This window comes from Pseudomonas triclosanedens (genome assembly GCF_026686735.1).
In the GTDB taxonomy this organism is placed as follows: domain Bacteria; phylum Pseudomonadota; class Gammaproteobacteria; order Pseudomonadales; family Pseudomonadaceae; genus Pseudomonas; species Pseudomonas triclosanedens.
This window is the reverse complement of record NZ_CP113432.1, coordinates 4,393,678-4,415,404: the sequence shown is the minus strand read 5'-3', so window position 1 is coordinate 4,415,404 and position 21,727 is coordinate 4,393,678. Positions and strand designations below refer to the sequence as shown.

The window sequence follows — 21,727 nt, the reverse complement described above, 5'->3', positions numbered from 1 at the left end:
TTCCGCCAAAAATTGATCTTTTCCGCCAACGAATTCCACCAGGAGCCTGCGATGGATTGGCGTCAGGTCCGTGAGGTCACCGGGGTCCGCTATCTGCTCGAAACCGCCAGCGATGCGGGGCTGACGCCGGAGGAGTGCCTGGTCGGCAGCGCCATTGCCGTGGCCGACCTGCAGTCGCGCACGCTACGCATCCAGGCGTGGCAGGAGCTGGCGGTGATCCGCAACGTGCTGCAGCGCATCGGCGGCCCCGGCCTCGGCCTTGCCGCCGGCCAGCGCTACCACCTGACGTCTCTCGGCCATCTGGGCTTCACCATGCTTGCCAGCCGTACGCTGCAGGAGGCGTTCGAGACGTTCGGGCGCTTTCAGAGCCTGGCGCTGACCCTCTGCCCGGTGAGCAGCGAAGCGGAGCCGCGCGGCGTCTGGCTGATCTACGACGACACTGTGCTGCCCGAGGATGCCCGGCCCTTCGTGGTGGAGCGTGGCATCGCCGGCTGCCTGCAATTGTCGCGGGAGTTGCTGCAGCGGCCAGTGCGGCCGCTGGCGATCGAACTGAAGGCGACGGCCCCGGATGGCGTCGAGGCGTTCCGCGAGCTGTTCGCGCAGGTCCCGCGCTTCGCCGCACCGCGCAACGCCATGCTGTTCGCCACCGATGATCTGCTGGCAGCGCTGCCGCAGGCGCATATCAGCGCCCGTGACAGCGGTGAACAACTCTGCGAGCAGTTGTGCAACGAGCTATCGCTGACCCTTGCCGCCACCCCGACCGCACGCCTGGTGCAGCAACTGCTGCTGCGCGAGCCCGCCAGCCTGCTGGGCGCCAGCACCGTAGCCGGCCGCCTGGGGCTTTCGGAACGCACCCTGCAGCGCCGCCTGGCAGAGGAGGGGCAGAGCATGCAGGCGCTCAACGACGGCATCCGGCAGCGCCTAGCCGAACGCCTGCTGCGGGAGTCGCGCATGGATCTGCACGAAGTCGCGCAATGCCTTGGCTACGCCGAGGCGGCGAGTTTTTCCCGCGCATTCCAGCGCTGGACCGGGCAGTCGCCGGGGCGCTGGAAGCGGCATGCGGGATCGTTGCCGGCGAACTGAGTGCAAGCTTCGTCAGTAATCAGGCGCAGGCAAAAAAAGACCGGCGCACTGGCCGGTCGAGTGGGAAGAAAGCTGCGTCAGCGGCAGACGCTGGCGATGGCTGCCGCCAGGTCGCCCAGGCGATTGGCGTCCAGCCCTGCGACGTTGGCGCGGCCGCTGCCGACCATGTACACACTGTGCTCTTCGCGCAGGCGGCGCACCTGTTCGGGGGTGAGGCCGGTGTAGGAGAACATGCCGCGCTGGATGGCGATGTGCGCGAAGCGTTCGGCCAGGCCGTGGGGGCGCAGCGCCTCCACCAGGTCCAGGCGCAGCCCGGCGATGCGTGCGCGCATGGCGTCGAGTTCTTCCAGCCAGAGTGTCTTGAGGTCCGAGTCGCCGAGGATGGTGGCGACCACTTCGGCGCCGTGGGCCGGCGGAGTGGACCACAGGTTGCGGGCCATCAGTGCCAGTTGGCTGCGCACATCGGTGAGCTTGGCGGCGCTGCCGGCGCATACGATCAGCGCGCCGACACGGTCGCGGTAGAGGCCGAAGTTCTTCGAGCAGGAGCTGGTGATCAGCACTTCCGAAAGGCTGTCGGCGAACAGGCGCACGGCACGGGCGTCTTCCTCCAGGCCGTCGCCCAGGCCCTGGTAGGCGAAGTCGAGCAGCGGCAGCAGTTCGCGGCGGCGCACCACGTCGAGCACGCGTTGCCAGTCGTTGTAGGCCAGGTCGAAGCCGGTGGGGTTGTGGCAGCAGGCGTGCAGCAGCACTACGTCGCCACGAGGCACGCGCTCCAGGGCATCGAGCATGGTTTCGACGTCCAGGCGGTTGTCGGCGTCGACGTAGGGGTAGTGCGAAACGCGCACGCCGGCGGCGGCGAACAGGCTTTCGTGGATCGGCCAGGTCGGGTCGCTCAGCCAGATGCTCCTGCCGGGCAGGCAGCGGGCGATGAAGTCCGCCGCCAGGCGCAGTGCGCCGGTGCCGCCGGGTGTCTGGGTGGCGTCGGCGCGCTGGCTGGCCAGCAGCCGCGAGTCGGTGCCCAGCACCACTTCGCACAGCCGTGCGGCGAACAGTGCGTCACCGTGGCCGCCGACATAGCTCTTGGTGGTTTCACTCTCCACCAGGCGCTGCTCGGCGAGCTTCACCGCGCGCGGGATCGGTGTCAGGCCCTGGGCATCCTTGTAGACGCCCACGCCAAGGTCGAGCCGCGCCGGGTTCGGGTCGGCGCGATAGGCGTCGAGCAGGCCGAGGATCGGGTCGCCCGGCACACGGTTGACCTTGGAGAAATGACTCATTTGCGTCCCTCTGCCTTTGCCGCCAGTTCGTCGGTGCGGGCGGCCATGATGAAGTCGTTGCGGTGCAGGCCCTTCAACTCATGGCTCCACCAGGTGACGGTGACCTTGCCCCATTGGGTCAGCAGGTCGGGGTGGTGGCCTTCTTCCTCGGCGATGGCGCCCACGGCGTTGGTGAAGGCCAGGGCGTGGCGGAAGTTCCTGAACAGGAATACGCGCTCCAGCTCCATGTGGCCGTCACGTACCTCGATGTTCCAGTCGGGAATCTGGCGGATCAGTGTCGCCAGCTCTTCTTCGGAGACGTGCGGGGCGTCGGCGCGGCAGGCTTCGCAGTGGGCTTGGTTGAGAGCGGTCATGGGATTCTCCTGGTCGGGTCGTAGGAGCGGGCTCGTGAACCATCTTACGTTCGATGGCGAGCCCGATCCTAGGTACAGATTGGGGGTATTTGCAGCAGATCAGGCTGCTTGCCGGGGCGGGAATTTGGGGGCATGCAGGCCCAGGCGCATGGCTTCCCGGACCAGCGCCATGATGTCCTGGTGCGCCAGTTCGAACAGGCGCTTGAGTTCCGGCAGGACGAAGTACAGCGGTTGCAGGATGTCGATGCGATATGGTGTGCGCATCGCTTCCAGCGGGTCGAAGCTCTGGTGTTCGGGCGTATCGGAGAGGCTGTAGACGGTTTCCTTGGGCGAGGAAAGGATGCCGCCGCCATAGATGCGCAGGCCCTGCGAGGTATCGAGCAGGCCGAATTCGATGGTCATCCAGTAGAGGCGGGCGAGGAACACGCGCTCTTCCTTGCTGGCGGCCAGGCCGAGCTTGCCGTAGGTGTGGGTGAATTCGGCGAACCACGGATTGGTGAGCAGTGGGCAGTGGCCGAATATCTCGTGGAAGATGTCCGGCTCCTGCAGGTAGTCCAGCTCTTCCGGGGTGCGGATGAAGGTGGCCACCGGGAACTGCTGGCTGGCCAGCAGTTCGAAGAAGGTCTGGAAGGGGATCAGCGCTGGCACCCGCGCCACGCGCCAGCCTGTGCTGGACTGGAGGACCCTGTTGATCTCGTCCAGTTGCGGAATGCGGTCGTGCGGCAGGCCGAGCTGGTCGATGCCATCCAGGTACTCCTGGCATGCGCGGCCCTCGATCACTTTCAACTGGCGGGTGATCAGCGTGTTCCAGACCTGGTGCTCGGCTTCCGGGTAATGGATGAAACCGTTCTCGTCAGGTTGGCGGGCCACGTACTGCGTTGTCTTCATGGAGCCTCCGGCATCGGGCTTTGTTGTTCTGATGACCAACAATTAGCGCGAGTCGTGCCGCTGGACAGCCCCCGCATGGAAGCCTGGCGAACCTGCGCGGGCCTGATTTCGTAAAGAATTGATTACGCTTTTGCGGGTTATCGCTTCTTGTTGGCTTGAAGATGCGTCCTTGTGTCACATATTCTTGACGGAAATTTCCGGCCGCCTTGCGAAAGAAGGCCGCCGGAGCGCCCACCAGAACCACAATCACGGGCTCCCCATGCGCATAAAAGTGCACTGCCAGAATCGCGTCGGTATCCTGCGCGACATCCTCAATCTGCTGGTCGACTACGGCATCAACGTCAATCGCGGCGAGGTCGGCGGCGAGCAGGGCAACGCCATCTACCTGCTTTGTCCGAATCTCATCAATCTTCAGTTCCAGTCGCTCAAGCCCAAGCTCGAAGCAGTGCCCGGAGTGTTCGGCGTCAAGCGCGTCGGTCTGATGCCCAGCGAGCGTCGCCACCTGGAGCTGAATGCGCTGCTGGCGGCGCTGGAGTTCCCGGTGCTGTCCATCGATATGGCCGGGCAGATCGTCGCCGGCAACCGGGCGGCGGCGCAGTTGCTTGGCGTGCGCGTCGACGAGGTGCCAGGTATCCCGCTGTCGCGCTATGTCGAAGACCTCGACCTGCCGGAACTGGTGCGGGCCAACAAGGCGCGCATCAACGGCCTGCGGGTGAAGGTGAAGGGCGACGTATTCCTCGCCGACATCGCCCCGCTGCAGACCGAGCACGATGAAAGCGAGGCGCTGGCCGGTGCCGTGCTGACGCTGCACCGCGCCGACCGTGTCGGCGAACGCATCTACAACGTGCGGCGCCTGGAGCTGCGCGGCTTCGACAGTATCTTCCAGAGCTCGCGGGTGATGGCCGCCGTGGTGCGCGAGGCACGGCGCATGGCGCCCCTGGATGCGCCGCTGCTGATCGAGGGAGAGACCGGCACCGGCAAGGAACTGCTGGCCCGCGCCTGCCACCTGGCCAGCCCGCGCGGACAGTCGCCGTTCATGGCGCTGAACTGCGCCGGCCTGCCCGAGTCGATGGCCGAGACCGAGCTGTTCGGCTACGGTCCCGGCGCTTTCGAGGGCGCGCGCCCGGAAGGCAAGCTCGGGCTGCTGGAACTGACCGCCGGCGGCACGCTATTCCTCGATGGCGTCGGTGAGATGAGCCCGCGCCTGCAGGCCAAGCTGCTGCGCTTCCTGCAGGATGGCTGTTTCCGTCGGGTGGGCAGCGACGAGGAGGTGTATCTCGACGTGCGGGTGATCTGCGCCACCCAGGTCGATCTTTCCGAGCTTTGCGCCAAGGGCGAATTCCGCCAGGACCTCTATCACCGCCTGAACGTGCTGTCGCTGCATATCCCGCCGCTGCGCGAATGCCTCGATGGCCTGGAGCCGCTGGTCGAACACTTCCTTGACCAGGCCAGCCGGCAGATCGGCTGCCCGCTGCCCAGGCTGCTGCCGCAAGCCCTGGACCGCCTGGGCCGCTACCATTGGCCGGGCAATGTGCGGCAACTGGAGAACGTGCTGTTCCAGGCGGTTTCGCTGTGCGAGGGGGGCACCATCAAGCCCGAGCACATCCGCCTGCCGGACTACGGCGCACCGCACCCGTTGGGTGACTTCTCCCTTGAAGGCGGGCTGGACGTCATTGTCGGCCGCTTCGAGAAGGCCGTGCTGGAGCGCCTCTACCGCGAGCACCCGAGCAGCCGCCAGTTGGGCAAGCGCCTGGGAGTTTCGCACACCACCATTGCCAACAAGCTGCGCCAGCACGGCCTGGGGCAGAACGACGAGTCCTGATCTGGCGCCAGTTTCGCGGGCCTCCACGTTCACGCTCGGCGGTTTCGCCAAATGACTGGCGGGCTGTATGAGATTTGTACAGTTTTCTGGCGCTGGGCTATGTTGAGTCGTGGAGGTTCCGTCGATCGAACAGGGCTGATTCCCCGGCGGGGACGCGTAGGCAGTCACGCACAGCCCGGTGCATCCGGTCGGTCGGCCAGTGCCGAGTGGTTCGCTCGTCCCGTGGCCGGCAAGGGAAAGGGAGTAACCTCCAGCCCGAGTGCGGTTGTCCTGTTGGCGTGCGAGAGGCGATGGACCCGGCCCTGGCATGCGTAGCGACGCTCCCTGCCTGAGCCTTGAGGCATTGTTAACGGTCGGCCCGAGGTGTCGGGAGGGGCCATGGACAACAAGGACTCAGGGAGCAACTTCGCCCTCTGGATACCGGGCGGAGCGGTCATTCTCAGCCTGGTCGTTTCCACCTTCGCGCTGACTCGCGCGCCTTTTCTCGAACCTCGTCCTGTCGGCGGGCAATTCCAGGCACAGATGCCGATCGAGGCGCGGCTGTGGCAAGACCCGTTCGACGCGCTGGAGCGATATCGCAAGAAGCTCAAGGAGTCGCGCGAGCTCAACGGCGATGATCAGAAGATTGATCTGTGCACGAGCCAGGTGGCCCCTGAGCTTGTGACGCCCGGTACCAGGGTAATGGTCGCAGTGCTCGAAGGCGGTCCCTATGCCGATGAGGTAGAGCTGCGCCGCCGGGTGCGCTATGCGGTGCTGGCGGGATTCAAGAATGCGCACCTGGTGCCGGAGGACGAGCAGCACATTCGTTGCCTGAAACCTGAGCAAAAGCTGCCCGCCAGCGCCATGCGCGAGGAGATTCCCTACGAGTCGCTGGTTTCCAATCCGCTGGACCCGCCCAGGAATCTCATGGGCCAGCCACGGCCGAACGAGCGGACACTGCTGTTCTGGGTCAAGCAGGAGTACCTGGAGCCTGACCCGCTGGTACGGCTGCAGGACTTGCGTGGTTACCTCGCCAGGCAGGTATCGCCCGACGGGACGCAGGCCGAGCCGATGAAGGTCATCGGCCCGTCGACCTCTTCGCTGTTGCAGCAGATGTACCTGAATGCCCGTGACCGGAAGTACGCGGACCTCGAAATCTATTCGCCGCTGGCTACGGCCGAACGCAACCTTCTGCTGTGCGGCAAGGTAGTCCCAAGCCGCGAAATGAGGCGCTTGGGCTGCACTTCCCCGGTGGACAACAAGGCGACGCTCGAACAGGTGAACGAAAACATGAAGTTGCTGCGCACCGTCAGCGACGATGGACGTCTTTCCTCCCTGTTGCTGGACGAACTGCGCCTGCGCCATGTCGATCCGGTCAATGGCGTGCAGTGCAGCCGAGGGGTGTCGCTGCGCAGCGGCACCGAATGCCAGGCCGCCAATGCATTGTACGGCGGTGGGCGCATTGCGCTGATCTCGGAGTGGGACAGCTACTATTCGCGGGCATTGACCGAGAGCTTCAGGGCGCGGGTCGTGGACCGCGCACGGCTGAATGGCGAAGACCGCGACATGGTTGACGACTGGGTGTTGCGCTTCAGCTACCTGCGCGGCATCGATGGCCGCCTGCCGGAACAGGCCGGCAAGGCGCCCGACAAGGCGCCGGCCACGCCGGACAAGTCGACGAGCCAGGTGCACGGTGCGCTGGAAAGCGCCGATGGCGACACGCAGCTCGACTATCTGCGACGCCTGGCCGATCACATTGCCAGGCTGGACGAGAACTACCGGCGCAATGGCGAATACGGCATCAGCGCGATCGGTGTTCTGGGCACCGACGCCTACGACAAGCTGCTGGTGCTGCAGGCGCTCAAGGGACGCTTGCCGAACAAGCTGTATTTCTCCACCGACCTGGACGCGCGAATGCTGCAGGCCGGCCAGACGGAAACCACCCGCAATCTGGTCCTGGCTTCACCCTACGGCCTGACCCTGACCCAGGCGTTGCAGCAGGATGTACCGCCGTTCCGCGACAGCTTGCAGAGCGCAGTGTTCGTCGCGGTGCTGGCGGCGCTGTCCGAACGGGATTTCGCCTACAAGCAGGCGAAGTTCGATCCATCCGGGGCCAGTTTGTTGTCGCCGGGCATCTACGAAATCGGTGCCAGCGGGTTCATTCCCCTGGCAAGCAGGCTCCGCGCCGCGCGGGGGGCTTATTGCGAAGCGCCGAGGTCGCGGCGTTCCTGGGCGGCGGGCGAGGGCTTGCCGGCGAAGACGCAGGACATCATGGCCCTGTCCTGCCTGCAGGATGCGCCGCCACCGCCTTATCCACAGATCACCGATGCGCTGCAGGGGCGCCTGGATGCGGTGATGTCAATGTGGCGCGGCGGCTGGCTGGTTCTGCTGGTGGCTGCCCTGATGCTGTTCCTGGGCTGGTGGTGGGTCGACGAGTTGCAGGACCGCAAGCACCGCCGCAGTGAGCTGCCGGGCTGGGTGCGCCGGTTGCCGCTGGCCTTCTATCTGGTGGCGGGCCTGTTCGCCTGGGTGGCAGCCCTGCAATGGCGCGTACAACTGATCTGGATAACCTTCGTGCTGATCCTCCTGGGGCTGCTGACCGCGCAACTGATCAGGCGTCATCGCGAGATGGAGTCGGACGATCCGAAGACCAGGCCGGTCCCGGGCGGGCTGTTCGACTCGTCGATCTACTACCTGGCGCTGCCTTCGGTGATCTTCGTGCTGACCCTGCTCTGGGGCTATCAGTCCAGGCAGATGCTGACCGAGAACGGGCTGGGCGAGCCGATGTTCCTCTTCGAGGGCATCAGCGCCTGGCCGACGATGGCGCTGCGCGTACTGGCCCTGCTGATTTCCATCTCCGCCCTGGCATGGGGCTGGCGCTGCCTGCGGCTCAATCGCCAGGAGATCGAGCGTGAGTACTGCCTGGTACACGCGCCGGGGCTCTGGAGCCGCTTCCCGGCGTGGCGGGCGAAGAAGTCCAAGGGGCCCTGGCTCAGGCGCTTTGGCGCCTACCTGCTGCTGGTGCTGTTCCCTCTCTCGGCGCAAAGCCTGAAAAGCTTGCCGCCCGTGCCGCTCAGCCAGGGTTCGTACCCGGGAAGCGATGGCCGGCCCTTCATCGACCTGCAGGCGTTCTGGCGCGAGCACTGCCTGGGTGGAGCGTTCGGCGCCCGATTGCTGAGGGCGGCGCTGGCGACGTGGATATTCGCCGCGGCGACAGGCGTGCTCTACGTGCTCTGGCCGCTGGACGGCATGCCCATCCGCGGCGAACTGCTGGTAGGCAAGACGCCCTGGATGCTGCCCGTGCTGGCATTCCAGCTCCTGGTGTTCTGGGTGGTGGACGCCAACTGGCTGCTCAGCCGGTTCATCCGCCAGTTGATCAACCACCATGCGAAGTGGCCGTACGAATTGGAGAGGCAGCACCAGCAAATCTTCGGCGTGCCACGTCACGCCTGCATCGACGACTGGGTGGACATCAACCTGATCGCCCGTCGGACCGCCGCCGTCAGCCGCCTGATCTATGCGCCAACGGTGGTCCTGCTGATCCTGATCGCCTCGCGCAGCAGCCTCTTCGACAACTGGCCGACGCCGCCGGGCCTGGTGATTTCCTTTGTGCTGACCGGCCTGATTCTGTTCTTCTCTGCCCTGGGCTTGCGGCGCGCGGCTGAGAAAGCGCGCGCCCAGGCGTTGCAGCACTTCGATTCGTACCTGCTGCGCGAGAACAGGAACAACCCGGAGTATTCGAAGTTCGAGGCGATCCGTGCGCATATCGCCGGGCTGAAGACAGGCGCCTTCTCCCGCTATTCGGAGGAACCGCTGGTTCGCGCGCTGTTGCTGTCACTGACCGGCATCGGCGGTTCAATCATTGTCGACGCGCTGAACTTCGCCAAGTTCTAGCTCTGTGCGATGGGCTACCAGGTCTTCGGCCGGTAGCCCTTCACGCAGGCGCGGACGTCGTCGTCGATCACGTTGCCGGGCTTGATGCACTCGGACAGCCGGCGCGGGCTGTCGCTGTAGCGGGAGGCCGCCGGAGCGTGGCTGGTGCCTTCCGGGGCCAGGCCCAGGCGGCTTTGCAGCAGTATCCAGCGCTCCTGCAGCCAGTGCTGGCCGGCGGGGTTGCGCCAGAGCGCCGTGCCGGCGCCGATCAGCAGCGCCAGGACCAGCAGCCACGGCAACGGCTTGAGCAACGCCCGCCAGTCGCGGCGGGGCGGCTGTTCGGGGGGAGGCTGGTTCTGGTTCCTGACCTGTTGCCAGTACCAGTCGCGGTCTTTTTCGCTCATGTCGTTTCGTCCGGATGCCGATGCGCGCAGCGTAGCGGGAAGCACTGGCGGCGGCGAGCAGCGATCAGCGGTCCTTGTGACCGACATCGCGCGCCACCATAGTGGGTTCATGACTTCCACCTCGCTTCCCGCCCGCGTTCGCGGCGACGTGCTGGCTGCCTTCCATCCGGCGGTGGCCACGTGGTTCCGCGCGCATTTCGCCGCGCCCACCGAGGCGCAGACGCAGGCGTGGCCGTCGATCCAGGCCGGCGACTCGACCCTGGTGGCCGCGCCTACCGGCTCGGGCAAGACGCTCACGGCCTTTCTCGCCGCCATCGACGCGCTGGTGCGCGAGGGACTGGCCAACGGTGGCGAGTTGCCGGACCGCACCACCGTGGTCTATGTCTCGCCGCTCAAGGCGCTGTCCAACGACATCCGCATCAACCTCGAAGAACCGCTGGCCGGCATCCGCGCGGCGCTGCGCGAGCAGGGGTTGCCTGAAGTAGACATCCGCACCGCCGTACGCACCGGCGACACCACTTCCGGCGAGCGCGAGGCGATGCGCCGGCGGGTGCCGCATATCCTGGTTACCACGCCTGAATCGCTGTACGTACTGCTCGGCTCCGATTCCGGGCGCGCCATGCTGGCCGGCGCGCGCAGCGTGATCGTCGATGAAATCCACGCGCTGGCGTCGAGCAAGCGCGGCAGCCACCTGGCGTTGTCCCTGGAACGCCTGCAGGCATTGTGCGACTCGCCGCTGGTGCGCATCGGCCTGTCCGCCACGCAAAAACCCATCGAGGCGGTGGCGGCATTCCTGGTCGGTCGGCACGCTGCCTGCCGCATTGTCGATATAGGCTACAGCCGCCAGCGCGACCTGAACCTTGAAGTGCCACCGGCGCCGCTGGAGGCGGTGATGTCCCACGACGTCTGGGACAAGGTCTACGACCGCCTGGCCGAACTGGCCGGCGAGCACCGCACCACACTGGTGTTCGTCAACACCCGGCGACAGGCCGAACGCGTTACCCGGCACCTGGCCGAGCGCATCGGCGCCGGCTGGGTGGCGGCGCACCACGGCAGCCTTTCCAAGGAGTTGCGTCTGGGGGCCGAGCGACGGCTCAAGGCCGGCCAGTTGCGGGTGCTGGTGGCCACCGCTTCGCTGGAGCTGGGTATCGATATCGGTGACGTGGAGCTGGTTTGCCAGCTCGGCTCGCCGCGCTCCATCGCCGCCTTCCTGCAACGCGTCGGACGCTCCGGGCACAGCGTCGGCGGGACGCCCAAGGGGCGCCTGTTCCCAGCTTCGCGTGACGATCTGGTGGAATGTGTGGCGCTGCTCGACAGCGTGCGCCGTGACGAACTGGACGCGCTGGTGATCCCGCATGCGCCGCTGGATGTGCTGGCGCAGCAGATCGTCGCTGAAGTGGCCTGCCGGGAATGGCAGGAAGACGCACTGTTCGAGCTGTTGTGCGCCGCGCAGCCCTATGCCGACCTTGGCCGCGAGCGCTTCGACGCCCTGCTGCGCACGCTCGCCGAAGGCTACCCCAGCCGCAACGGCCAGCGCGGCGCCTACCTGCACCGCGATGCCGTGCACCAGCGCCTGCGCGGCCGCCGTGGGGCGAGGCTGACCGCGGTGACGTCCGGCGGCACTATCCCCGATGCCGGCGACTACGCCGTGCTGCTGGAACCGCAGGGGCTGGCCGTGGGCACGGTGAACGAAGACTTTGCCGTGGAGAGCCTGGCCGGCGATGTGTTCCAGCTCGGCAACATCTCCTATCGCATCCTGCGCATCGAGCCAGGCCGGGTGCGCGTCGAGGATGCCCAGGGGCAGCCGCCGAACATTCCGTTCTGGCTCGGCGAGGCGCCGGGGCGCAGCGACGAGCTGTCGTTCAGCGTGGCGCGCCTTCGCGAACGTCTGGATGAGCTGCTGGCGCAGGGCGAGGGCGATGCGGAACCGCTGGCGCGGGCCATCGGCTGGCTGCACGACGAGCTCGCCCTGGATGACGGCGCTGCCCGCCAACTGGTGGAATACCTGGCACGCGCCCGCCATGCCCTGGGCGCGCTGCCGACCCAGCGGACGCTGATCCTCGAACGCTTCTTCGATGAATCCGGCGGCATGCAACTGGTCATCCATTCGCCGTTCGGCAGCCGCATCAACCGCGCCTGGGGCCTGGCCCTGCGCAAGCGTTTCTGCCGGACCTTCAACTTCGAGCTGCAGGCCGCGGCCACCGAGAACGCGATCATTCTCTCCCTGTCCACCAGCCACAGCTTCCCGCTGGACGAAGTGTGGCGCTATCTGCATTCCAACAGTGCCGAGCATGTGCTGATCCAGGCGCTGCTCGATGCACCGTTGTTCGGCGTGCGCTGGCGCTGGAACGCCACCACGGCGCTCGCCCTGCCGCGTTATGCCGGCGGGCGCAAGGTCGCCCCGCAGTTGCAGCGCATGCGCAGCGAGGACCTGTTGGCCTCGGTGTTCCCCGACCAGGTGGCGTGCCTGGAGAACATCGTCGGCGAGCGCGAGATTCCCGATCATCCGCTAGTGGCGCAAACCCTCGACGACTGCCTGCACGAAGCGATGGACTGCGAGGGCTGGCTGGCCCTGCTGCGGCGGATGGAGCGCGGCGAGGTGACGCTGCTGGCGCGCGATCTGCCGGCACCGTCGCCGCTGGCGGCAGAGGTACTGTCGGCCAGCCCCTACGCCTTCCTCGACGATGCACCGCTGGAGGAGCGCCGTACCCAGGCGGTGCAGAGCCGCCGCTGGACCGACCCGGAAAGCGCCGACGACCTCGGGGCGCTGGATGTCGAGGCCATTGCGGCGGTGCGTGCCGAAGCCTGGCCGCAAGCCCGTGACGCAGACGAGATGCACGAGGCCCTGAGCGCTCTGGGTTGCATTCGCGAGGCCGAGACGCAGGCCAACGAAGGTTGGCCGTTGCTGCTCAAGTCGCTGGCCAGAGCGGGGCGGGCGACACGTCTGGAACTGCCCGGCGGCGCGGTCTGGGTCGCGGCGGAACGCTTCTGCCAGTGGCGCGCGCTGCACCCGCAGGCGGTGGCGAAGCCTGCGCTCGATCTGCCGGCAGCGTTGCGCGAGGACTGCGCGGCCGACGAGGCGCTGGTCGATCTGGTGCGTGCCCGTCTGACCGGCTTCGGTCCGCGCCTGCAGCGCGAGTTGGCCGATGACCTGGGCATCTCCGGCACCGATGCCGGTTTCGCCCTGGCCAGCCTGGAGCGCGAAGGCTATGTGCTGCGTGGGCGCTTCACGCCCGGCACTGGCGAAGAGGAATGGTGTGAGCGGCACCTGCTGGCGCGTATCCACCGCTATACGGTCAAGCGCCTGCGGCGGGAGATCGAGCCGGTGCAGCGCGCCGATTTCATGCGCTTTCTGTTCGACTGGCAACGGGTTTCCGCCAGCGGTCGGGTGCGCGGGGCCGAATCCCTGGCTGGCGTGCTCAGCCAGCTCGAAGGCTTCCAGGCCGCCGCCGTTGCATGGGAGAGCGACATCCTGCCGAGCCGCGTGGCGGACTACGGGATCAACTGGCTGGACGATCTGTGCCGGGCTGGCCGCATCGTCTGGGCCCGTTTGCCGGGACGTGGTGCGTCTCGTGGCCGTGGCGGCCCGCTGAAAAGCACGCCGATCGTGCTGCTGCCGCGTGCGCAGATGGGTCTGTGGGGCGCGTTGGCGACAGCCCAGGCGGATGACGAGCTGTCGGCCAAGGCGAACAAGGTGCTGGATGTGCTCAGGGAGCACGGCGCGACATTCTTCGACGAACTGGCCAGCGATGCGCATCTGCTGCGTACCGAGCTGGAGAGTGTGCTGGGCGAGCTGGTGGCGGCGGGGCGGGTGAATGCCGACAGCTTCGCCGGCCTGCGCGCGCTGCTGATGCCGGCGGTCCGGCGTCAACCACAGCGCCGCTCGCGCACGCCGCTGTTCGGCATGGCCGACGCCGGACGCTGGGCATTGCTGCGGCGCACGGCGCTGGAGCCGGGGGCACGGCTGCTGGCGGAAACCCTGGAACACATCGCCATGACGCTGCTGCGCCGCTACGGCGTGGTCTGCTGGCGGCTGCTCGACCGCGAGGCCGACTGGCTGCCGCCGTGGCGCGATCTGCTGCGCGTCTACCACCGCCTGGAGGCGCGGGGCGAGATTCGCGGTGGGCGTTTCGTCGCCGGGCTTACCGGTGAGCAGTTCGCCTTGCCGGAGGCGGTCGGTCTGCTGCGCGAAGTGCGCCGGAGGGACGCGGGTGGGGAGTGGCTGGTGGTATCGGCGGTGGACCCGCTGAACCTCACCGGCACGCTGCTGCCCGGACGCAAGGTGCCGGCGCTGGCCGGCAATCGGGTGCTCTACCGCGACGGCGTGCCGGTGGGCGCGCTGATTTCCGGCGAGGTGGAGCTGCTGGCCGAGCTGGCGCCGGAAGACCAGGCGCGGGCTCGGGAACTGCTGATCCGCCGGTAGGCTCGGTGCGGCTGGCATACACTCAGCAGCACGGAAATATTTCCTGCGAGGGTGTGATGTCGTCCCGCGAGCCGTCGAGCTTTCCTAGCCTGTTGCGTCAGTGGTGGTTCCTGCCGCTGCTGGCGCTCGCCCTGTACCTGCGGCTGCATGAACTGACCGCTTCGGCCATCTGGGGCGACGAGAGCTCCAGCCTGATCCTTGCCCAGTATTCGCCGTTGCAGTTGTGGCGCCACGCTGCCCACGACGTGCATCCGCCGCTGTATTTTCTGCTCCTGCATGTGTGGGTGCAGGTGCTGGGCGACGGCATCCTCTCGCTGCGTCTGCTGAGCGCGCTGTTCGGTGTTCTGGCTGTGTCGCTTGGCGCCTGGCTGGCATGGCGGCTCGCCAGCCGCCGCGCGGCCTTTCTCGCCATGCTGTTGCTGGCGCTGCTGCCCACGGCGGTGCGCTACAGCCAGGAAGTGCGTATGTATTCGCTGTTGGGGTGCTGGTTGCTGGCGGCGACCCTGGCATTGCTGTACTGGCTGGAGGGTGGGCGGCGTCGCTATCTGGCGGTCTATGTGCTGCTGATGGCGGCGGCGTTCTACACCCATTACTTCACCGTGCTGGGCCTGCTGGTGCATTGGCTCTGGCTGGCTTCTCTGGCGGACAGCCCGCTGCGGCGGCGCGACTGGTGGCTGGCCAATCTGGCCATCGGCGTGTTGGTCCTGCCCTGGCTGCCGGGGCTGCTCGATCTGCTTGGCCATATGCGCGTACTGGTGGCCGGTGGCGATGTCGGCTGGCAGCCGCCGGTCGATGCGCTGTCGCTGCCCTCGATGCTCTGGCAATGGCTGGCGCAGTCCGACGGCAACGAGCTGCCCTGGCCGGTGCTGCTCGGCCTGCCGATGTTGCTGCTGGCGGCGACGCTGCTGGTGCTGCTGCGCGATCGCAGTCGCCTGCGCAGCGGCGTGCTGCTGGCACTATATTGCGGCTTGCCGTTGCTGTTGCTGTATGGCGTGTCGTTCCTCTCGCCAGTATTCGTCGAGCGCTACCTGACGGCCTTCGCCCTGGGCCTGCCGCTGCTGCTGGCGGTGGCGCTGGACCGCCTGCTGGCGTCGCGCCGCGCGCTGGGCGCGGCCATGCTGGTGACGTTGCTGGGGCTGGAGTGCGTGGGCCTGGGGCAGACGTTCGCGGCTGACCCGAACGAGCAGTTCGACGGCATGGTGGCCTACGTGAACGCGCATTACCGCCACGGCGACCGCGTGGTGGTGGACGATATCCTCTGGTACCTGACATTCCGCTACTACAACCGCACCGGCAGCGAGCCGCTGCTGTACACCGCGCCGGCGGCGGACGGTTCGTCCGGGCGCCCGGGACGTTATGGCTTCGGTTCGCTGATCGACGACCGCCGGCATGTTTTCGTCGATCACCTGGCCGACCTGCCGCAGGACGATGGCCGCGTCTGGCTGGTGATGAGCCGCTACAACGACGACGAGATTCCCGATGTGCCCGCCAGTTGGCGGCGCGTGGCCCGGCATGCCGGCGGGGAGGTGCAGGCGATGCTCTTCGAGCGCACGACGCAGCGTAGCGCCGCGCGCTGAAGGCTGCACCGGTCGTTACTGGCGGTCAGAAGCGGATGCGGCCGGTGAAGGCGTCCTTGAGCATCACCCAGTCGCCCATCAGCGACCACAGCGGATACTTGAAGGTGGCCGGGCGGTTCTTCTCGAACACGAAATGGCCGACCCAGGCGAAGCCGTAGCCGGCCAGCGGCATGGCCAGCAGCCACAGCCAGTGCCCGCTGGCGATGGCGTAGGCGAGTATGCCCAGCACCAGCAGGCTGCCGACGTAGTGCAGACGGCGGCAGACAGCATTGCTGTGTTCCTGCAGGTAGTAGGGGTAGAACTCGGCGAAGCTCTGGAAACGATCGGCGCTCTGGGTGCTCATGGCGCACCTCCTGTTGTTGTGATGGCGCCAGTTTAGGCCGGAGCCTTCGGACTTGCGGATGACATAGGGTGCCAGTTTAGTATCCGCGTGTGCCGCATCGTTGGCGCCGGCCATCACCATAACCAGAAGAATCGAGCATGCCTGAGCGTACAACCCTGTCGAGCTGGGTGCGGGGGATCGTCCACTCCCTGGAAATGGAGGGCCTGGACTGCCGGGCTCTGTTCACCGAGCTCGGGCTGGATTTCGCCGCCCTCGACGATCCCGATGCGCGTTTTGCGCAGGACTCCATAAGCCGGCTGTGGAACCGTGCGGTGGAGTTGTCCGGCAATCCCGCCATTGGCCTGAATATCGCACGAGTGCATACGCCGGCGTTTCCGGTGGTGGGCTATGCACTGATGTCCAGCCGCAACCTGGGCGAAGGCTTCGAGCGCCTGGAGCGCTACCAGCGGATCATCGCCGAGGGCGCCGACCTGACTTTCCGCCGCCTGCCCGAAGGCTGCCTGTACAGCCTCACCGTGCACGGCGACCGCGTGCCGGTGCCACGGCAGAGCGCCGAGTGCTCGCTGGCCAGCCTGATCGCCATGCTGCGCTGGATCACCGGCCGCCCGATCCAGCCGCTGGAAGTGCGCCTTGCCGGCGAGCCGCCGGCCGATGCCGCGCCTTACCGCGAACTGTTCCAGGCGCCGCTGAGCTTCGGCCACACGCACTGCGCCATGCTGTTTTCCCACGAGGACATGAGCGCACCGCTGCCCACCGCCAACGAGGAGTTGGCGCGCCTGCACGACCGTTTCGCCGGGGAGTACCTGGCGCGCTTCGTCAGCAGCCGATTCAGCCACCAGACGCGCCAGGTACTGTGCCGCCTGCTGCCCCAGGGCGAGCCGAAGCGCGAGGGCGTGGCGCAGGCGCTGCATCTGTCCGAACGCACCTTGCAGCGCCGTTTGCAGGAAGAGGGGACCAGCTACCAGCAGCTACTCGACGACACCCGCCGCGATCTGGCCGAACAGTACCTCGCCACGCCGCGCATGACGCTGCTGGAAATCGCCTACCTGCTGGGGTTCTCCGAACCGAGCAACTTCTTCCGTGCCTTCCGCCGCTGGTTCGGCATGACGCCAGGAGAGTACCGGGACGGGCTCTGAAGCGCAGGGCGGTGTTAGCTGCGCACGGGCGTAGCCGTTACGGCGGATGGGATGATGGCGCGTGCATCCTGCCAGTGTGGCCGCAAGGGCAATCAATGCCGCCAGAACGCCGGGGTGAAGAGCACCAGCACGGTGATGATTTCCAGGCGACCGAACAGCATGCCGGCGCACAGCAGCCACTTGGCGGCGTCCGGCAGGGAGGCGAAGTTGCCCGACGGGCCGATGATCGGCCCCATGCCGGGGCCTACGCCGGCCACGGTGCTGGCCGCGCCGGTCAGTGCGGTCATCCAGTCCAGCCCCAGGAACGACAGGCCCAGCGCCAGTACGCCGACGGTGGCGCCGAAGAAGAACGAGAAAGTCAGGATCGAACGCACGATTTCTTCGTCGAGGCGGTGGCCGTTGTAGCTCTGCTTGATCACTGCGCGCGGATGGATCAACTGGTAGAGACTGGCGCGCAGCAGGGTGAAGGCGACCTGGAAGCGGAAAATCTTGATGCCGCCGGCGGTGGAGCCGGAGCAGCCGCCGATGAAGCCCAGGTAGAAGAACAGCATGATCGAGAAATGGCCCCAGAGGCTGTAGTCGCCCAGGGCGAAGCCGGTGGTGGTGACCACCGAGGTGACGTTCACCGCGACGATGCGGAAGGCGTCGAACCAGGACAGGTCGGAGTTCACCGAGTACCAGGTGCCCATCACCAGCCAGGTGAACAGCAGCAGGCCAAGGAAACCGTGGACCTGGTGGTCCTTGAGCAGCGCCTTGCGATGGCCGCGCAGGGTAGCTACGTAGAGCACGAACGGGATGCTGCCCAGGATCATGATCACCACCGCGACCCAGTGCACGGCGGGCTGGTGCCACTTGGCCAGCGATTGGTCGGAAGTGGAGAAACCACCGGTTGAGATCGCCGACATGGCGTGGTTGACCGCGTCGAACAGGCCCATACCTGCCCACCAGAGGGCGAGCGCGCCAAGGATGGTTATGCCGACGTACACCCCGACGATGTACTTGGCCACCATGTGCGAGCGCGGCATGACCTTGTCGGAGCGGTCGGAGGATTCGGTCTGGAACAGGCGCATGCCGCCGATGCGCAGCATCGGCAGGATCGCTACCGCCATTGCGATGAAGCCGATGCCGCCCAGCCAGTGCAGCAGCGAGCGCCAGATCAGGATGCCAGGCGACATGCTGTCCAGGCCGCTGAGAACGGTGGAGCCGGTAGCGGTGATGCCGGACATGCTCTCGAAGATGGCGTCGGTGAAGCTGATGTGCCGGGCGAACATGAACGGCAGCGAAGAAAAGAAGCAGACGATCACCCAGCTCGACACGGTGAGCATGTACATGTCCCGTGGGCGCAGGTGCACCTGGTCCGGGCGCCCGGGGATGACCATGCCCAGCCCGCAGGTGAAGGTGATGATGGCGGACCAGATGAACGGATGCAGTTCGTTGGCGCGGCCGTAGTACAGCAGAGTGGCCATCGGGGCCAACATGGCGACCGCCAGGGTGATCACGAAGATGCCGATGATGAAACCAAGAGTACGTAATGTCGGCAGGGCCATGCGGCGGCGCTCAGCTATCGTGGAACCGGCCATTCTACCTGCCGTCGGGCAAGTGTAAACCGAGTGAATTCGCCCTCTTCACAAGTCATGCGGGATGGATAGAATCTTGCTTCGCCCGCCGGCGCTCGCCGGTTTCTCTGGTGCAATCGCATCCATGTCCCAAGACAATCCGTGTTTGAACTGCGGCGCCTGCTGTGCGCATTTTCGTGTGTCCTTCTATTTTGGCGAGTGCCAGTCCTCCGGTGGTGTAGTACCGGATGATCAGGTCGTCCAGGTCAGCCCCCATAGGGTCGCCATGCGTGGCACCGAGGTTCGCCCGGTGCGCTGCGTGGGCCTGCTCGGCGAGGTTGGCTGCGGTGTGCGCTGCACGATGTACGAGCAGCGTTCCTCGACCTGTCGGGAGTTCGAGGCGTCCTGGGTCAATGGCCAGCACAATCCCAACTGCGATGCCGCCCGTGCCGCCTATGGCCTGCCACCGCTGACGCCGCCGTTGCAGCCGACCCTGTCGCCGGGCCGGGCGGCCTGACGCTTCGCCAGCTCGTTGGGCAAATGCGAAAACTTTGCGTCTACAATGGCGGCTTTCGATTTTGTCTGGAGGTGGCCGATGAAGGCTCTCGACGCGTTGCAGAACCGTGTGTCCCACGCTCGCCTGGGGGAACCGGCGCCGTCTGCCGAACAGTTGGACCGCCTGTTCCGCGCCGCCCTGCGTGCGCCGGATCACGGCCAGTTGCGTCCGTGGCGGTTCCTGACGGTGGAGGGCGATGCGCGGGAGCGCCTGGGTGACCTGTTCGCCCGCGCGTTGCAGGCCGAGCAGCCCGACGCTACGCCGGAGGCCTTGGCCAAGGCGCGCGCGATGCCGCTGCGGGCGCCGATGCTGATCGTCGCCGTAGCGCGGCTGCAGGACCACCCCAAGGTGCCGGAAATCGAGCAGTGGCTGGCGGCCGGCTGCGCCGCCTATGGCATCGTCCAGGCGGCGTATGTCGAGGGGTTGGGGGCGATGTGGCGTACTGGCGCGATGGCCTTCGACCCGTTCGTGCGCCAGGGGCTGGGGTTGGCCGCCAACGAGCGGATCGTCGGCTTCATCTATCTGGGCACGCCGGTCGGCGAGCTTCGTCGTCCGGCGCCGCTCGATCCGGCCGGATTCGTCAGCGCCTGGCGGGGCTGAGCGGCAAGCCCAGGCGAATCTTCCAGCCTTTGCCGTGAGCCCGCCAGAGCAGGCGCCCGCCCTGCCAGGCGGCAAGGCGCTGGGCCGGACGCAGCGCGTCCGGTAGCCAGGCCCGCGCGAGCGGGTCGTGTCCACGCAGGTCTACTCGCAGAAGCCCGCGCGCGGAGCTGAGCAGCAGTTCCAGTGCGGCGTCGGGCTGCCGTTCCAGTGCGGCCTGCAGCAGGGCGTCCAGCGCGCCGTGCAATGCCTCGGGCCAACTTTCCAGCGGCCAGGTGCCGGTGGCTGGCAGGCTCAGGCGCAGGCCGGGCCAGTGTCGCCGCCACTGCGCGGCCAGACGCGCCAGTTCCACGGCCAGCACGAGGCTTTGCGGATCGTCCTGCGGCATGCCGAATTGCAACGCGGCAGACGGCAGGGGAGCGCCGGGAGGCGGGATAACCAGGGCAGGAAGGCTCATGGTGACTCTCCGTAAAGACGTGCCGTTCAGCCGATCTGCCGGTGCATCGGCAGATCGATGCTGGCCAGGAAGCCGCCGTCCGGGTGGTTGCCCAGGCGCAGCCTGCCGCCGTGGCGCTCGATCGCGCGGCGGGCGATGGCCAGGCCCAGGCCGTGGCCAGGACTGCTCTGGTTGGGCGCGCGGAAGAACGGTTCGCCCAGGTGTGCCAGGTGCTCTTCGCTGGCGCCAGGGCCGTGGTCCCGGATATCGATGTGCAGGCGCTCGCCATCGGGGCGGGCGCGGATTTCCAGCGGCTTGTCGGCGGGGTTGAAGCGCAGGGCATTGCGCAGCAGATTGTCCAGCGCTCGTTCGAGCATGTCCTGCCAGCCGTCCAGGCCCAGCTCCGGCGAGACATCCAGCGTGATGTGCTGTTCCGGGCCGAGCAACTGGGCGTCGCCACGCAGGCGTTCGAGCAACGGCAACAGCTCGATGCGGCTGGCCGGCCCTGGGTCGGCATCGAGGCGGGCCAGGGCGAGGATTTCGCCGATCAGCGCTTCCAGGCGGTCGCATTCCTGCTCCAGGCGCGGCCACATGGCCGCACGCTGCTCCGGCTCTGCGCGTTCGGCCAGGGCCAGGGCGATGCGCAGGCGCGCCAGTGGCGAGCGCAGTTCGTGGGATACGTCGCGCAGCAATTGGCGCTGGCTGCCGATCAATCGCTGCAGGCGCGCACCCATGCGGTTGAAGTCGCGGGCCAGTACGCCCAACTCGTCGCCGCGGCGCGACAGGCGGGCGAGGCTGTCCTGCTGGTAGCTGGTCTGGCCAAGGTCATGCACGGCACGGCGCAGGCGGTTCAGCGGGCGGGTGATGGACAGCGTCAGCAGCAGGCTGAAGACGGTCAGCACCACCAGTGCGATACCCAGTGCGCTGAGCGGCCACAGCAGGCTGCCGCGGTGCCAGGCCTGCAGCGCGGGATGAGGGATACGGTAGATGAACAGGTAAGTCTGCTCGGTGCGGCTGCTGGTGTATTCCTGGCTCAACTGGCGCCAGGGGAAACGCGGCAGGCTTTCGCGGTCGAAACCGCCGTGGGGGCGCGGCGGGCGCGGCAGGTAGGTACCGTTGACCAGTCGCTGGCCGCTTTCGTCGAGCACCTGCACGGACAGCTCGTACTGTTGCCGGCGGGTGTCTAGCAGGCTCTGTGCGGCTTCGGGCCCCCTGGTTTCGTAGAGCACGGTCCATTGCCGGGCGAGATCGTGCAGGCCGGGGTAGCGGGCGATGATCCAGGTATCCTGGTTGAGCGCGCGGCCCAGCAGGATCGACAGTCCTGCCACCAGCAGCAGGGCGAGCCAGAAGGCGGCGAGGATCCGCCAGAAGAGTGAACGCATGGTCTTCCTGTTCAGCCGCATGGTGTGTCCGTGTCGGGGCGTCGC

Annotated in this window: 16 protein-coding genes; 8 read left to right on the top strand and 8 right to left on the bottom strand. The window is 67.0% G+C overall.

The window, feature by feature from the left end; all coding sequences use genetic code 11:
* Positions 1-51: 51 nt before the first annotated feature.
* Positions 52-1,083, top strand: coding sequence for an AraC family transcriptional regulator (locus OU419_RS20460; RefSeq protein WP_254474689.1), 1,032 nt, complete (start codon positions 52-54; stop codon positions 1,081-1,083).
* A gap of 77 nt (positions 1,084-1,160) precedes the next feature.
* Here the strand turns inward: OU419_RS20460 and OU419_RS20455 are convergent, their stop codons facing one another.
* The 3 genes from OU419_RS20455 to phhA form a co-directional block, all read right to left on the bottom strand.
* A complete protein-coding gene (locus OU419_RS20455) occupies positions 1,161-2,357 on the bottom strand; it encodes an amino acid aminotransferase (RefSeq protein WP_254474691.1) in 1,197 nt (398 codons plus the stop codon).
* Positions 2,354-2,710 carry a 4a-hydroxytetrahydrobiopterin dehydratase gene (locus tag OU419_RS20450; RefSeq protein WP_254474693.1) on the bottom strand — a complete coding sequence of 119 codons (357 nt, stop codon included), beginning with the start codon at positions 2,708-2,710 and terminating at the stop codon, positions 2,354-2,356. The genes OU419_RS20455 and OU419_RS20450 overlap by 4 nt, the downstream gene beginning before the upstream one ends.
* A 99-nt stretch (positions 2,711-2,809) precedes the next feature.
* The gene (gene phhA, locus OU419_RS20445) at positions 2,810-3,598 is read right to left on the bottom strand and encodes a phenylalanine 4-monooxygenase (RefSeq protein ID WP_254474694.1); all 789 of its coding nucleotides are present in this window, start codon (positions 3,596-3,598) and stop codon (positions 2,810-2,812) included.
* Positions 3,599-3,857: 259 nt separating this feature from the next.
* Here phhA and OU419_RS20440 point away from each other — a divergent pair, with 259 nt between their 5' ends.
* Both OU419_RS20440 and OU419_RS20435 read left to right on the top strand, forming a co-directional pair.
* Positions 3,858-5,420 carry a sigma-54-dependent transcriptional regulator gene (locus OU419_RS20440; protein WP_254474695.1) on the top strand — a complete coding sequence of 521 codons (1,563 nt, stop codon included), beginning with the start codon at positions 3,858-3,860 and terminating at the stop codon, positions 5,418-5,420.
* Between the two features lie 378 nt (positions 5,421-5,798).
* Entirely contained in the window at positions 5,799-9,293 is a 3,495-nt protein-coding gene (locus OU419_RS20435) for a hypothetical protein (RefSeq protein WP_254474696.1), read from the top strand.
* A 14-nt stretch (positions 9,294-9,307) separates the two neighbouring features.
* Here OU419_RS20435 and OU419_RS20430 read toward each other — a convergent pair whose 3' ends face one another.
* Positions 9,308-9,676: a hypothetical protein gene (locus OU419_RS20430; RefSeq protein ID WP_254474697.1), complete on the bottom strand. Its 369-nt coding sequence runs from the start codon at positions 9,674-9,676 to the stop codon at positions 9,308-9,310.
* 109 nt (positions 9,677-9,785) lie between these two features.
* On the opposite strand from OU419_RS20430, the gene OU419_RS20425 reads away from it, so the two are divergent.
* Both OU419_RS20425 and OU419_RS20420 read left to right on the top strand, forming a co-directional pair.
* Positions 9,786-14,099 (top strand): DEAD/DEAH box helicase, encoded by a 4,314-nt coding sequence (locus OU419_RS20425; protein WP_254474698.1) that lies wholly within the window; start codon positions 9,786-9,788, stop codon positions 14,097-14,099.
* 56 nt (positions 14,100-14,155) lie between these two features.
* Positions 14,156-15,676 (top strand): glycosyltransferase family 39 protein, encoded by a 1,521-nt coding sequence (locus tag OU419_RS20420; RefSeq protein ID WP_254474699.1) that lies wholly within the window; start codon positions 14,156-14,158, stop codon positions 15,674-15,676.
* Between the two features lie 25 nt (positions 15,677-15,701).
* On the opposite strand, the gene OU419_RS20415 is transcribed toward OU419_RS20420, so the two are convergent.
* A complete protein-coding gene (locus OU419_RS20415) occupies positions 15,702-16,019 on the bottom strand; it encodes an Mpo1-like protein (protein WP_254474700.1) in 318 nt (105 codons plus the stop codon).
* A gap of 137 nt (positions 16,020-16,156) precedes the next feature.
* Here OU419_RS20415 and OU419_RS20410 point away from each other — a divergent pair, with 137 nt between their 5' ends.
* Positions 16,157-17,155 (top strand): AraC family transcriptional regulator, encoded by a 999-nt coding sequence (locus tag OU419_RS20410; protein WP_254474701.1) that lies wholly within the window; start codon positions 16,157-16,159, stop codon positions 17,153-17,155.
* 92 nt (positions 17,156-17,247) lie between these two features.
* Here OU419_RS20410 and OU419_RS20405 read toward each other — a convergent pair whose 3' ends face one another.
* Positions 17,248-18,702: a TrkH family potassium uptake protein gene (locus OU419_RS20405; RefSeq protein WP_254474702.1), complete on the bottom strand. Its 1,455-nt coding sequence runs from the start codon at positions 18,700-18,702 to the stop codon at positions 17,248-17,250.
* 154 nt (positions 18,703-18,856) lie between these two features.
* On the opposite strand from OU419_RS20405, the gene OU419_RS20400 reads away from it, so the two are divergent.
* Both OU419_RS20400 and OU419_RS20395 read left to right on the top strand, forming a co-directional pair.
* Positions 18,857-19,228: a YkgJ family cysteine cluster protein gene (locus OU419_RS20400; RefSeq protein ID WP_254474704.1), complete on the top strand. Its 372-nt coding sequence runs from the start codon at positions 18,857-18,859 to the stop codon at positions 19,226-19,228.
* 78 nt (positions 19,229-19,306) lie between these two features.
* Complete coding sequence (locus tag OU419_RS20395; RefSeq protein WP_254474706.1) at positions 19,307-19,867, top strand: nitroreductase family protein; 561 nt, start codon at positions 19,307-19,309, stop codon at positions 19,865-19,867.
* On the opposite strand, the gene OU419_RS20390 is transcribed toward OU419_RS20395, so the two are convergent.
* Both OU419_RS20390 and OU419_RS20385 read right to left on the bottom strand, forming a co-directional pair.
* Positions 19,848-20,321: a hypothetical protein gene (locus tag OU419_RS20390; RefSeq protein ID WP_254474708.1), complete on the bottom strand. Its 474-nt coding sequence runs from the start codon at positions 20,319-20,321 to the stop codon at positions 19,848-19,850. The genes OU419_RS20395 and OU419_RS20390 overlap by 20 nt on opposite strands.
* A 26-nt stretch (positions 20,322-20,347) precedes the next feature.
* On the bottom strand, positions 20,348-21,682 hold the full coding sequence (locus tag OU419_RS20385; protein WP_254474711.1) for a sensor histidine kinase: 1,335 nt from the start codon (positions 21,680-21,682) through the stop codon (positions 20,348-20,350).
* Between the last annotated feature and the right edge of the window lie 45 nt (positions 21,683-21,727).